Origin of the sequence: Dactylosporangium sp. NPDC049742 (genome assembly GCF_040674675.1) — a bacterium.
Taxonomy (GTDB): Bacteria; Actinomycetota; Actinomycetes; order Mycobacteriales; family Micromonosporaceae; genus Dactylosporangium; species Dactylosporangium maewongense.
The window spans coordinates 127,168-139,396 of record NZ_JBFANF010000006.1 but is presented as its reverse complement, the minus strand read 5'-3'; the positions used below and the strand labels follow the sequence as shown (position 1 = coordinate 139,396).

The 12,229-nt window shown below is 72.4% G+C and carries 11 protein-coding genes and 1 pseudogene; 5 read left to right on the top strand and 7 right to left on the bottom strand.

Annotated features, from left to right (window positions below):
- Positions 1–126: 126 nt before the first annotated feature.
- A pseudogene (locus AB0J72_RS10895) lies at positions 127–465 on the top strand (WhiB family transcriptional regulator); the annotation flags it as partial.
- Between the two features lie 175 nt (positions 466–640).
- Here AB0J72_RS10895 and AB0J72_RS10890 read toward each other — a convergent pair.
- The 3 genes from AB0J72_RS10890 to groES form a co-directional block, all read right to left on the bottom strand.
- The gene (locus AB0J72_RS10890; protein WP_363397610.1) at positions 641–2,107 is read right to left on the bottom strand and encodes a molybdopterin-dependent oxidoreductase; all 1,467 of its coding nucleotides are present in this window, start codon (positions 2,105–2,107) and stop codon (positions 641–643) included.
- A 138-nt stretch (positions 2,108–2,245) separates the two neighbouring features.
- A complete protein-coding gene (gene groL / locus AB0J72_RS10885; RefSeq protein ID WP_363397382.1) occupies positions 2,246–3,895 on the bottom strand; it encodes a chaperonin GroEL in 1,650 nt (549 codons plus the stop codon).
- A gap of 92 nt (positions 3,896–3,987) precedes the next feature.
- Positions 3,988–4,302, bottom strand: coding sequence for a co-chaperone GroES (gene groES, locus AB0J72_RS10880; RefSeq protein WP_203845131.1), 315 nt, complete (start codon positions 4,300–4,302; stop codon positions 3,988–3,990).
- Between the two features lie 231 nt (positions 4,303–4,533).
- Here groES and AB0J72_RS10875 point away from each other — a divergent pair, with 231 nt between their 5' ends.
- Together AB0J72_RS10875 and AB0J72_RS10870 are read left to right on the top strand one after the other, a co-directional pair.
- Positions 4,534–5,316, top strand: a complete 783-nt coding sequence (locus AB0J72_RS10875) for a hypothetical protein (RefSeq protein ID WP_363397379.1) — start codon at positions 4,534–4,536, stop codon at positions 5,314–5,316.
- Between the two features lie 4 nt (positions 5,317–5,320).
- A complete protein-coding gene (locus AB0J72_RS10870) occupies positions 5,321–6,481 on the top strand; it encodes a class I SAM-dependent methyltransferase (protein WP_363397376.1) in 1,161 nt (386 codons plus the stop codon).
- Here AB0J72_RS10870 and AB0J72_RS10865 read toward each other — a convergent pair.
- Positions 6,475–7,221: a hypothetical protein gene (locus AB0J72_RS10865; protein ID WP_363397373.1), complete on the bottom strand. Its 747-nt coding sequence runs from the start codon at positions 7,219–7,221 to the stop codon at positions 6,475–6,477. The two genes, AB0J72_RS10870 and AB0J72_RS10865, sit on opposite strands and share 7 nt — an antisense overlap.
- Before the next feature lie 17 nt (positions 7,222–7,238).
- On the opposite strand from AB0J72_RS10865, the gene ybaK reads away from it, so the two are divergent.
- Positions 7,239–7,718: a Cys-tRNA(Pro) deacylase gene (gene ybaK, locus AB0J72_RS10860; RefSeq protein ID WP_363397370.1), complete on the top strand. Its 480-nt coding sequence runs from the start codon at positions 7,239–7,241 to the stop codon at positions 7,716–7,718.
- A 2-nt stretch (positions 7,719–7,720) separates the two neighbouring features.
- Positions 7,721–8,041, top strand: coding sequence for a DUF1707 domain-containing protein (locus AB0J72_RS10855; protein ID WP_363397367.1), 321 nt, complete (start codon positions 7,721–7,723; stop codon positions 8,039–8,041).
- Between the two features lie 4 nt (positions 8,042–8,045).
- On the opposite strand, the gene AB0J72_RS10850 is transcribed toward AB0J72_RS10855, so the two are convergent.
- The 3 genes from AB0J72_RS10850 to AB0J72_RS10840 form a co-directional block, all read right to left on the bottom strand.
- Positions 8,046–9,791, bottom strand: a complete 1,746-nt coding sequence (locus AB0J72_RS10850) for an ABC transporter ATP-binding protein (protein ID WP_363397364.1) — start codon at positions 9,789–9,791, stop codon at positions 8,046–8,048.
- A complete protein-coding gene (locus tag AB0J72_RS10845; RefSeq protein ID WP_363397361.1) occupies positions 9,791–11,614 on the bottom strand; it encodes an ABC transporter ATP-binding protein in 1,824 nt (607 codons plus the stop codon). Before AB0J72_RS10845 ends, AB0J72_RS10850 begins: the two co-directional genes overlap by 1 nt.
- Before the next feature lie 79 nt (positions 11,615–11,693).
- Positions 11,694–11,951: a hypothetical protein gene (locus tag AB0J72_RS10840; RefSeq protein ID WP_344501918.1), complete on the bottom strand. Its 258-nt coding sequence runs from the start codon at positions 11,949–11,951 to the stop codon at positions 11,694–11,696.
- Between the last annotated feature and the right edge of the window lie 278 nt (positions 11,952–12,229).

Genomic DNA, 12,229 nt, shown 5'->3' with positions numbered 1-12,229 from the left:
GGTTTCGCCGCGATTGGCCTACGAGAAATTGACCGACGACATCCCGTTACCTGCGGCGGTCTCGCGCGTTGTACAGGGTCTGTGCCACTCGCGAATTCCGGCCCGCAAGCTAGGAAGGAGGGGCGAATGACGAATGTGACTCGACTGCCCGGCCCGATCGCGGACATGTGGGACTGGCAGCGACTCGGCCTGTGTCGCGGGCGGGACAGCGCGCAGTTCTTCCACCCGGACGGCGAGCGTGGCGCGTCGCGCGGCCGGCGTGAGGCGGCGGCGAAGAACGTGTGCCGGGCGTGTCCGGTCCGGGCGCAGTGTGCCGCGCAGGCCCTGGCGACCCGCGAGCCGTACGGCGTGTGGGGCGGCTTCAGCGAGGGCGAGCGCCTGCGGCTGCTGGCCGTCGGCTGGGAGGACTGCGCCGTGCGGGGCCAGGAGAAGGTCGACGTGTCACGCCTGGAGGCGAAGCTCGGGCTGCGTCCTTCGCCGCCGCCCATCCAGCTGCGCACGATCCGCACCCACCCGGCGCCCAGCGTGCCGGCCCAGCGGCGCCGCGCCGGCACCGACCGCGCCCGCCCCGCCGCCCGGTAACTGCGGGGAGCGGGTCACCAAGTACGAGCCGCCGGCGCAGCCGGCGAACATGTGCGGGTCAGCGCACCTCGACCTGCACCGAGTGCCATCCGGTGGCGCCGTCGGGGTCCGGCGGCGCCACGGCGTCTGTCTGGGTGTCGCCGCCGTTGTCGGTGGCGCGGACGGTCAGCCGGTGCTTGCCGGGCGTCGCGGTCCACGGCAGCGTCCACTGCCGCCAGGTGTCGATCGACGGCACGGCGGCGAGCTTCGCCTGCTGCCAGGGGCCGTCGTCGACGCGGACCTCGACCTTGGAGATGCCGCGGTGCTGGGCCCAGGCGACCCCGGCGATGACGACCTGGCCGGCGCCGGGCCGGCCGCCGTCGCGGGGCGTGTCGATCCGCGACTGCGTCTTGATCGGTCCCTCCCGGGCCCAGCCGCGATTGATCCAGTACGCGTCGAAGTCGGCGAACGACGTCAGCTCCAGTTCGGCCAGCCACTTCGTGGCCGATACATATCCGTACAGGCCGGGCACCACCATTCGAACGGGAAATCCGTGCTCGATCGGGAGCGGTTCGCCGTTCATCGCGATCGCGAGCATCGCGTCCCGCCCGTCGCGCAGCAGCGCGGTCGGGGTGCCGGCGGTCCATCCGTCGACGGACCTGCTGACCACCTGGTCGGCGCCGGCCTTCGGCCGGACCTCGTCGAGGAGGTCGGCGATCCGGACGCCCTGCCATTTCGCGTTGCCGATCAGGCCGCCGCCGACGTCGTTGGAGACGCAGGCGAGCGTCACGTACCGCTCGATCATCGGCCGCTTGAGCAGCTCGTCGAAGGTGAGGGTGAGCGGCTTCTCGACCCGGCCGTGGATGCGCAGCGTCCAGTCCGCCGGCGACACCTGCGGCACGACGAGGGTGGTGTCGATGAGGTAGAAGTCCTTGTTCGGCGTCACGAACGGGGCCAGGTCCGGCAGGTTCGCGTCGGCCTCCGCCGGCAGCGGCGTGGCGGTGTCGGGCACGACCGGGACGCGCACGGCCGCGCGGTCGGCCTCGACGTCGCGGCGGGTCGCCCACCAGCGGGCGGTGAAGCCGGCGACGAACGCGGCGGCGAGCGTGCCGCCGGCGGCGCGCAGGAAGAAGCGGCGCTGCTCGTACGACTCGATCGGCGGCCGCACCAGCAGCCACCGCAGCACGCCCGCGCCGGCGAGCGCCCCGGCCACCGTCGGCGCGAACGCGTACCAGGGCGCGTCGTGGCGGGTCATCGCCGCCAGGACGCCGATCACGGCGAACAGGGCGATCCCGGCATACCCGTACAACATCCGGCGCAGCGCCAGGATCCCGACGACCGCCGCGAAGACGGCGAGGATCAGCAGCGTCCCGGCCTGCAGCGCGATCTTGTCGTAGGTGTAGAAGACCGCGACCGCGAAGTCCTTCACGGGTGCGGGCACCGCGTCGATCACGACCCCGCCGACGGACACGAGCGGGGAGGTGGTCGCGCCGGTCAGGATCGAGACGACCTCGGCGACGCCGAGCGCCACCCCCGCGGCGGCCATGCCGGCGAGCGCGCCGTTCCGTTTGCTGAGCACGGCTCCAGTCTGCGCCGCGCACCACCGCCCACCAAGGGCGGTAATCGATCCATAAGGAAGAAGGGCCCGGTCACCGGACCGGGCCCTTCTTCCGACGCTCTGAACTCAGAAGCCCGGGCCGTGCGAGTGGCCGTGGCCGTGCCCGTGGCCGTGACCGCCACCGGCGGCGGCGGGCTCGGGGGCGACCGGCTTGTCCACGACCAGGCTCTCGGTCGTGAGCAGCAGGCCCGCGATCGAGGCGGCGTTGGAGACCGCGCTGTGGGTCACCTTCACCGGGTCGACGATGCCGGACTTGACCAGGTCGACGTATTCGCCGGTGGCGGCGTCGAGGCCGTGACCGAAGTCGAGCGCGGCGACCTTGCCGACGACGACGTAACCGTCGAAGCCCGCGTTCTGCGCGATCCAGCGCAGCGGCTCGACGAGCGCCTTGCGCACGATCGAGACGCCGACCTTCTCCTCGCCGGTCAGGCCGAGGTCGCCGTCGAGGACCGGGAGCACCTGGGCCAGGGCGGCGCCGCCGCCGGGGACGATGCCCTCCTGGACCGCCGCCTTGGTCGCGGAGATCGCGTCCTCGATGCGGTGCTTGCGCTCCTTCATCTCGACCTCGGTGGCGGCGCCGGCCTTGATGACCGCGACCCCACCGGCGAGCTTGGCGACCCGCTCGTTGAGCTTCTCCTTGTCCCAGTCGGAGTCGGAGGCCTCGATCTCCTTGCGGAGCTGCTCGACCCGCGCGGAGACCTCGCTCTGCTCGCCGCCGCCGTCGACGATCGTGGTGAGCTCCTTGCCCACGACGATCCGCCGGGCCTTGCCGAGGACCTCGGTGCCGACCGACTCGAGCTTGTAGCCCAGCTCGGGGGCGACGAGCTCGGCGCCGGTGAGGATCGAGATGTCCTGGAGCATCGCCTTGCGCCGGTCACCGAAGCCGGGCGCCTTGACCGCGACGACCTTGAAGGTCTTGCGGATGGCGTTGACCACGAGGGTCGACAGGGCCTGGCCCTCGACGTCCTCGGCGATGATCAGCAGCGGCTTGTTGTCCTTGACGATCTGCTCCAGCAGCGGCAGCAGCTCCTCGATGGCGGCGATCTTCTGGGTGGTGACGAGGACGTAGGTGTCCTCGAGCACCGCCTCCTGCGACTCGACGTCGGTCACGAAGTGCGGGGAGATGTAGCCCTTGTCGAACTGCATGCCCTCGGTGACCTCGAGCTCGGTCGTGAGGGTCGAGCCCTCCTCGACCGTGATGACGCCGTCGCGGCCGACGCGCTCCATCGCGGAGGCGATCAGGTCGCCGATGGTGGCATCCTGCGCGGAGATGGTGGCGACCTGGGCGATCTCGGTGTGGCTGGCGACCGGGGTCGCCTTGTCCTTGAGCGCCTTGACGACGGCGGCCGTCGCCAGGTCGATGCCGCGCTTGATGCCCGCCGGGTTGGTGCCGGCGGTCACGTTGCGCAGGCCCTCGCGGACCAGCGCCTGGGCCAGCACGGTGGCGGTGGTGGTGCCGTCGCCGGCGACGTCGTTGGTCTTGGTGGCGACCTCTTTGACCAGCTGGGCGCCGAGGTTCTCATAGGGGTTGGCGAGCTCGATCTCTTTCGCGATCGTCACGCCGTCGTTGGTGATCGTCGGGGCACCGAACTTCTTGTCCAGGACGACGTTGCGACCGCGCGGGCCGAGCGTGACCTTGACCGTGTCGGCCAGGTGGTTGACGCCGTGCTCCAGCAGGTGCCGCGCATCGTCGGAGAAGCTCAGGATCTTCGCCATGCGTGTGATGTCCCTTCAAAGCGACACCGCCCCGGCCGCAGCGCTCCTGCGCACGGGTCCGGGGCGGTGGCCACTGATCTACTTGGTCTGGGTCACTTCTCGATGACCGCGAGGACGTCACGGGCGGAGAGCACGAGGTACTCCTGGCCGCCCCACTTGACCTCGGTGCCGCCGTACTTCGAGTAGATGACGGTGTCGCCGACCTTGACGTCGATCGGGACCCGGTTGCCCTTGTCGTCGATGCGACCGGGGCCCACAGCCTGGACGGTGCCCTCCTGGGGCTTCTCCTTGGCGGTGTCCGGGATGACGATGCCCGAGGCGGTGGTCGTCTCAGCCTCGTTGGCCTGGACCAGGATGCGGTCCTCGAGCGGCTTGATCGCAACCTTCGTCGCGGTAGTCACGGGCATACCCTCCTGGGGTATCGATTTCTTACGCTATCGAGTGCCCGGTGAAGCCGTCGTCGCGGGTGCCGGCTCCAGCCGGTTGGCTGGCACTCTCATGTCGAGGGTGCTAATCGGAGGTTATGTCGCTGGCTAGCACTCCGTCAAGGAGAGTGCCAAACACGCCACGAAATCACCCGTCGTCGGCTAGGCGACGGACAGCGGCCGGGCATCGCATACCGATCTACGCTCACCTGTATGAAGAGGCTGCTCGGCACGTTGATCGTCGCGACCCTGGCCATGGGGTCCCTCGCCGCCTGCGGCAAGAAGGACGGCGGCGACGTTGCCGCGGAGGCCAGCAACGGCCCCTCGAACTCGGCCGAGTTCGGCGAGGGCCCCGGCGGCGCCTCGGCGTCGCCCGGCAACGGCGGCACGGGGGGCACCGGCGGGACCGGCGGCACCCAGGATCCGGCCGCGGACAAGAGCGCCGCCGGACCCACGTACCCGGGTGACGCCAAGGGCTACTGCCAGGCCGCCGTGTCCGCCTGGACCAAGAACGACATGAACCGGATCAAGCAGCTCGCGAGCAGCGGCGCCGTGTCCAACTTCCAGTACATCGAGAAGGGCGCCGACCACAACTGGAAGTACGTGAAGAAGGACGGCTCCGAGTGCGTCCTGCGCAACGACCACGGCGACCAGCTCCAGGTCACGATCGACGAGCACAATCTGGGCAAGCCGCAGGCCGTCACCGACGTCGTCATCGAGAAGACCGAGTACCCGTCGGACGCGTCCAGCTACGTGCAGAACTTCATCAACGCCTGGTACAACGGCAACACCGCCCGGATGGCCAGCTACTCCAGCCAGTCGATCGCCGGCAGCTACGGCGGCAAGAAGGCACCGCCGAACTGGACCGAGGGCCAGCCCAAGGAGGACAAGGGCGACTACTGGCTCGTGCACGGTTCGTCGAACGCCGGCGACAGCTATACCTTCAAGGTTCGCAAGAGCCTCGGCAAGGCCGGGGGCATCCTAGGGATTTCATAGACGCATGCTCGAACAGGCGATTCAGGCCGCGGCCGCACTCCCTGACGGCGACCCGCTCGCCGCCGCGTCGGCGCTGCGGGCGGCCGGCTTCCCACCCGACCTCGCCGCCGCCGCGCTCACCCAGGTGGCGCTGCGACGCAAGGCGGTCGCGAAGTTCGGCGCCGACGCGGCGGTGATGCACTTCACCCGCGCCGGCCTCGAGCAGGCGACCAGGGCTCCCGTCGCGGCCCGGCGGGCGGCCCGGCTCGCCGCCGCGGGCGCCACCCGGGTCGCGGACCTCGGCTGCGGCATCGGCGCCGACACGATCGCCTTCGCCCGCGCCGGGCTGCGCGTGCACGCGGTCGACGCCTCGCCGGAGACGGCCTCGACGGCGTCGGCGAACGTCCACGCGTTGGGGTTGGCGGCCGGTGTACTGGTGGAGGCCCGCGACGCGACCGAGGTGCCCCTCGACGAGGTGGACGCCGTGTTCTGCGACCCCGCCAGGCGCACGTCCGGCGGGCGGCGGGTGTTCGACCCCCGCGCCTACTCGCCGCCGTGGGACTTCGTGATCGGCCTGGCGGCGCGGGTGCCGATGACGGTGCTGAAGCTCGCACCCGGCATCGACCACGCGCTGCTGCCGCCCGGCGCGGAAGGAGAATGGGTCTCGGTCGACGGTGACGTGGTCGAGGCGGCCGCCTGGTGCGGCCCCCTCGCCGCCGCTCCCCGCCGCGCGACCCTGTTCCAGGGATCACAGGTCTTCGCACTGACCGGTTCCGGCACGACCACCGCACCTGTCGGACAGGTCGGAAATTTCGTGTATGACCCTGACGGGGCGGTGGTGCGGTCGCATCTCGTCGCCGAGTTCGCCGCCACGGTCGACGGCGCCATCGCCGACCCGACCATCGCCTACGTCTACACCGCCTCCGCCGTGCCGACCCCGTTCGGGCGCTGCTACGAGGTGCTCGACCAGCTGCCGGTGGCGTTGAAGCGGCTCCGGGCGGCGCTGCGCGCCCTCGACGTCGGCTCCCTGACGATCCTGAAACGCGGCTCCGCCCTGGACGTGGAGGAGCTGCGCAGGTCGCTGCGCCTGGCCGGCACCCGGCCCGCGGTGATCGCGCTGACCAGGGTCGCCGGCGCCCCCGCCGTGCTCCTGCTGCGCCCCGTCGCTCAGTCCGTCGCTCAGTAGAGCTGCTGCCCCAGGCGGCGCTGCAGGTCGATGAGGACGTCGTCGGCGAGGTCCTCCGGCGGGCGGCGGCCCAGCTGCTCCGTGAGCATCCGCCCCGACTCCCGGCACATGTCCCACGTCACGCGCTCGTGCAGCCACCGCAGCCACTCGACGACGTCGTTGATGAAGAACGCGACGATCTGCTCCGACCCCCGGACCCGCCGCTCCTCCGCCATCACCGTCAGCGCCGCCGCCAGCCGCCGCCGCGGGAAGTCGTGCCCGGCGAGCGCGTCGGCGAACACGTCCGCCCGGTGCCGCGGCGCGGTCGGCGCGACCGTCAGCTTCGGGAACGGCGGATCGCCCGACGTCCACACCTGCGCGCTGCGCGGCACGAACTCCGGCTCCAGCACCACGTCGATCCGCGACGCGTGCCCCGGGTCGTCGACGGCGACGAGCACCCGCGGCTCCACCGAGCTGACCTTCGTCACGAACCGCGACAGCCCCGTCGCCTCCTCCACGCAGAACCGCGCGTCCGGCAGGTCCAGCACCCCGTCGAACACCAGCCGCCCGACCCGCGGCCCAGCCCCCTGCCACAACCTGACCCTGACCAGCCCGACCTGCGGCCTGGCCGCCACCCGCACGTGCCGGTCCGTCGCCGTGATCGGCCCGTCGCCGTCGAACACGGACATGTCCCGGCCGGTGGTGGCGCCCAGGAAGATGTGCCCGAAGCCCAGGTACATCTGGACGGCACCGATCTGCATCTCGCTATTGTGGGCCAGTGGCGAGCAAGGGCACCCCGGCGACCGCACTGTTGGCGCGGCAGAAGATCGTGTTCACTCCGCACACGTATGAGGTCGACCCCCGGGCCGCCTCCTACGGCGAGGCCGCCGCGGCCGCCCTCGGCGTCGCGCCGGACCACCTCTTCAAGACCCTCGTCACCACCGTGGACGGGCAGCTCACGGTCGGTGTCGTGCCCGTCTCCGCGTCCCTGGACCTGAAGGCCCTGGCCGCCGCCGTCGGCGGCAAACGCGCCGCGATGGCCGAGCCCGCCGCCGCCGAACGCGCCACCGGCTACGTGACCGGCGGCATCTCCCCCGTCGGCCAGCGCTCCCGGCTCCCGATCGTCATCGACGCCTCGGCGTCCGGACTGTCCACGATGTACGTCTCGGGCGGCCGGCGCGGCCTGCAGATCGAGCTCGCCCCCGACGACCTCGTCAAGGTCACCGGCGCCGTCCTCGCCCCCATCGCGACCCACTGACCATGCCGCCGGACGAGGCCCGCCCGCACGCACCGGCCATGCGTGCCTCCGACGAGGACCGCCGGCGGGTGATCGACGCGCTCCAGCACCACACCCAGGCCGGCCGCCTCACCCTGGACGAGTTCGCCGACCGCTGCGACGCCGTCCTCGCCGCGAAGACCCTCGCCGAGCTGCGCGCCGCCACCCATGACCTGCCGGCGCTGCCACCGGTGCCGGCGACGGCGCCCGCGGGCACGTCGAACGACCGCCACGTGCTGTGGGTGTTCGCGATCGCGCTGGTCGCCGCCGTCCTGCTGGGACTCGTCTACGCCGCGTTCCACTGACCCGCTACGCCGCGGGCTGATGGGTGGTGCCGTGCCAGGAGCGCCACAGGGCGGCGTAGGCACCGCCGGCGGCCACCAGGTCGTCGTGGGTGCCCAGCTCGGTGATCCGGCCGTCCTCGACGACGGCGACCCGGTCCGCGTCGTGGGCGGAGAACAGCCGGTGCGCGATGGCGATGACGGTCCGCCCGTGCAGCGCGCCCGCGAGTGAACGCTCCAGGTGGCGGGCGGCACGGGGGTCGATGAGGGACGTCGCCTCGTCCAGGACCAGCGTGTGCGGGTCGGCGAGGACGAGCCGGGCCAGGGCGAGCTGCTGCGCCTGGGCCGGGGACAGCGGCGGCTCGCCGAGCACGGTGTCGAGGCCGGCGGGCAGGGCGTCGACCCAGTCGAGGGCGTCGACGGTGGCGAGCGCGTGCCGGAGGTCCGCGGTCGTCGCGGACGGGCGGGCGAGGACGAGGTTGTCGCGGACGGTCCCGAGGAAGACGTGGTGCTCCTGCGTGACGAGGGCGACGTGCCGGCGCAGCGACGACAGCGGCAGGTCCGTCAGCGGGACGCCGCCGATGGTGACGGTGCCGCCGCCCGGCGGGTAGATGCCGGCGAGGAGCCGGCCGAGGGTGGACTTGCCGGCGCCGGACGGCCCGACGATCGCGAGCCGCTCGCCGGGCCGGACCTCCAGGTCGATGCCGTGCAGGACGTCACGGCCGTCGACGTACGCGTACCGCACCCCCCGCGCGACGATCCGCTCGTCCGCGGGGACCTCGGCGGCGCCGGAAGCGGCCACCGGCACCGACTGGACGCCGACGATCCGGGCGAACGAGGCGAACCCGACCTGCAGGTGGTCGAACCACGACAGGACCCGGTCGAGGGGGTCGATGAGCGCCAGGAAGTACAGGACGGCCGCGGTGACCTGACCGACCGTCGCCCACCCCTCCGCGACGAACCACCCGCCGGCGACGAGCGTGACCGCGCCCGGCAGCGCGTAGCCGAACTCCGTCAGCGGGAACCAGACGGTGCGCAGCTTCAGCGTGTACATGTTCCGGTCGTACAGGCCGCGCAGATGCTCCTGGGTGCGCTCGACCCGGCGCCGCCGCAGCCGCAGGACGTCCACGGTCCGGGCGCCCTCGACGGTCTCGGCGAGCCCGTCGGTCAGCTCGGCGAACGCGGCGCTGGCCGCTAGGTATCCGGCCGGCGCCCGCCGGAAGTACCAGCGCGAAGCACCCCACAGGATCGGCACGGCGACGAGGGCCGGCAGCAGCAACAGCGGCGACACGAGCGCGACGGCGCCGATCGTCAGGATGACCTGCAGGACGCCGACGACGACCTCCGGCACGGCGAACCTGACCGTGTCCGAGGTCCCCTCGACGTCACGGGACGCGCGGGTGAGCAGGTCGCCGGTGCCGGCCCGCTCCACCGTGGACGGCGGGACGGCGAGGACCCGGTCGACGAACTCCTCCCGCAGCGTCGCGAGGATCTGCTCACCGAGGCGGGCGGAGGCGAGTCTGGCGAAGCGCACCAGTACCGACACGGCGACGACGAAACCGGTGATGGTGAGCGCGATCCGGTCGACGGTCCAGATGGTGGTGCCGGCGGAGGTCTTCTCGACCAGGTCGCCCAGCAGGCGCGGGGTGACGAGACCGGCGACGGCGGCGCCGACGTGCAGGGTGACGACGAGTGCCAGCATCCGCGGGTGCTCGCGGACGAGCCGCCGCAGGTACGCGCGGACCTCGGCACCGGAGGCGACGGGCAGCAGCATCAGGCGTCCTCCTCCCTGGTGACGGTCGCGCTGTACGCGGGGCAGGTGGCGAGCAGCTCGCGGTGGGTGCCGGTGGCGGCGACCCGGCCGGTGGCGTCGACGAACGCGACCACGTCGGCCCGGTCGAGCAGCAGCGGGCTGGTGGTGCACACGACGGTGGTCCGGCCGGCGCGGGCGGCCGGCAGGCGCCGCGCGATGAGGGCCTCGGTGTGGGTGTCGACGGCGCTGGTGGGTTCGACGAGCACCAGGACCGGCGGGTCGAGGGCGAGCACGCGGGCGAGCCGCAGCCGCTGCTGCTGCCCGCCGGAGAAGTCGCGGCCCCGCTCGGCGATCTCGGTGTCGAGCCCGTCGGGGAGCGCGTCGACGATGTCCTGCGCCGCGGCCGTCTCCAGCGCGCCCAGCACGGCGGTGTCGCTCTTCGTGGTCTGGTGGCCGCCCAGCACGGCGGTGTCGCTCTTCGTGGTCTGGTGGCCGCCCAGCACCGCGGTGTCGCTCTTCGTGGTCTGGTGGCCGCCCAGCACCGCGGTGTCGCTCTTGGTGGTTTGGTGGCCGCTCAGTTCGTCGCGGAGCCGCCCGCGGAAGAGCCGGTCGTCGTTGTCGGCGACGACCACGTGCGACCTGACGTCGTCGATCCGCATGGTCCGCAGCGGCACGCCGAGCAGCCTCGCCTCCGACCCCGGGTCGAGCAGGCCGATCCGGTCGGCGATGGCCGCGGCGTGCTCGGGGCGGGCGGCGGCGATGGCGGTGAGCCGGCCGTGGCCCGCGGTGAAGCCCGACCCGGGGTCCTCGAGGTCGCCGTCGTGCGGCGCCTCCGGGTCGGCGGGGTCGTGCAGCTCGGGCTCGACCCGCAGCAGCGACACGACCCGGCCGGCGGCGACGTGCCCGCGGGTCACCTTCTCCGCGACCTCGGTGAGCGTCCGCAGCGGGCTGACGAGGAACGCCGCGTACGCGTAGAACGCGACCAGCTCACCCGGCGTGATCTTGCCCGCGACGGCGAACCTGGCGCCGAGCCACGTGACCAGCGCGACGAACAGCCCCGGCAGCAGGATCTGCGCGCCTTCGAGGAGCGTCTCGACCTTCGCGACCCGGATGCCGGCGGCGCGCACCTGCTGCGACTCGGCCCTGTACCGCCCCGACACGACGTCCTCACCGCCGATGCCGCGCAGGATCCGCAGCCCCGACACGATGTCGGCGGCGCGGCCGGTGAGCGCGCCGGCGAGCTCCCGCTGCGCGCGGCGACGCTGGTGGAGCGGCTTGAGCAGCAGCCCCACGACGGCCACGAGCAGCGGCACCCCGATGACGACGACGAGCCCGAGCGGCACCGACACGTCGAGCAACAGCACGGACACGACGACGATCGCGACGACGGCCCCACCACCGCGGGCGGTGACGTCCATCGCGTACCCGACGTGGTCGAAGTCCGTGGTGCCGATGCTCACGACCTCGCCGGTCGCGACCTTCTTCGGCAGGGTCGCCCCGAGCCGCGTCGCGTGCCGGGCGGTGACCTGCATGGTCCGGAACCCGGCGGACAGGAAGTTCGTGACGGCGAACCGGTGCCGCATGATGCCGCTGACCGCGGTCACCGTCCCCAGCCCGAGCAGCGCCCCACCAGCCGCGACCAGCGCACCCCGGTCATGGCCGGTCAACGCGTCGACCCCCGCACCGAGCGCCGCCGGCACGAGCGCCTGACTCACCATCCAGACGATCCCGAGCGCGATCCCCGCGATGATCGTCGGCAGCTGGTGCCGCAGCACCCACAGCAGAAACCGCGCGGCGGACCTGCTGTCAGGCTCCCCCGGCTCGTCGATCGGCAACCGTTTCATGGCCCGCCGACGGTAACCCGGAACCCCGGTCGGACGCCTTACATTTTTCCGCCCGCCGGACCGCCCCCGCGGCCCGCCCTCAGCGGTCGACCTCGGTGAAGTCCCACGCCTGCGGCCGCCGCGACACGAGATGCGACGGCGGGTCCGCGAACTCCTCAGGCGTGCTCCCCCGCCACTTCGCGATGACCACCAGCCGATGGTCCGTCGACGAGTACACCTCACTGCTGATGTGCAACGGATGCACCTCGACCTTGGGCAGCATCGCCTCACACACCCACGACAGCAGCTCGTCGAACGCCTCCGGGTGCGCCCGGACCTCCCACATGCGCACGATCACGGCGCTGGACTCTACTCCCATACCACTCCCACCGTCCTTCCCGCTCCTGCCCACCATGCCACCCCACCGCCCGCCCCCGCTCCCCACCGCTAAGCCCACCTCAGCGAGCCGCCTACTCTGCCTGTTCGTCTGCTCCGGCGGACCTGCCACTCCGGCTGGTCGGCCCGCTCCGGCGGACTGGCTACTGCGGCTGGTCAGGCCTGCTGCTGCCGATCGGCTGCTCCCAGCGAGTCGCGCTGCTTCTGCCAGCCGACCGCCCCGGCCGGTCGGGCAGTTCC

Bases quoted from the DNA above. Each gene is read 5' to 3' on its own strand.
- AB0J72_RS10890 (WP_363397610.1), bottom strand. From the start codon at position 2,107: ATGGCCGCCGCGGGGGTGGCGCTCGGCGTCGCCGAGGTCGTCTCGATC.
- groL (WP_363397382.1), bottom strand. From the start codon at position 3,895: ATGGCGAAGATCCTGAGCTTCTCCGACGATGCGCGGCACCTGCTGGAG.
- groES (WP_203845131.1), bottom strand. From the start codon at position 4,302: ATGCCCGTGACTACCGCGACGAAGGTTGCGATCAAGCCGCTCGAGGAC.
- AB0J72_RS10875 (WP_363397379.1), top strand. From the start codon at position 4,534: ATGAAGAGGCTGCTCGGCACGTTGATCGTCGCGACCCTGGCCATGGGG.
- AB0J72_RS10870 (WP_363397376.1), top strand. From the start codon at position 5,321: ATGCTCGAACAGGCGATTCAGGCCGCGGCCGCACTCCCTGACGGCGAC.
- AB0J72_RS10865 (WP_363397373.1), bottom strand. From the start codon at position 7,221: ATGCAGATCGGTGCCGTCCAGATGTACCTGGGCTTCGGGCACATCTTC.
- AB0J72_RS10855 (WP_363397367.1), top strand. From the start codon at position 7,721: ATGCCGCCGGACGAGGCCCGCCCGCACGCACCGGCCATGCGTGCCTCC.
- AB0J72_RS10850 (WP_363397364.1), bottom strand. From the start codon at position 9,791: ATGCTGCTGCCCGTCGCCTCCGGTGCCGAGGTCCGCGCGTACCTGCGG.
- AB0J72_RS10845 (WP_363397361.1), bottom strand. From the start codon at position 11,614: ATGAAACGGTTGCCGATCGACGAGCCGGGGGAGCCTGACAGCAGGTCC.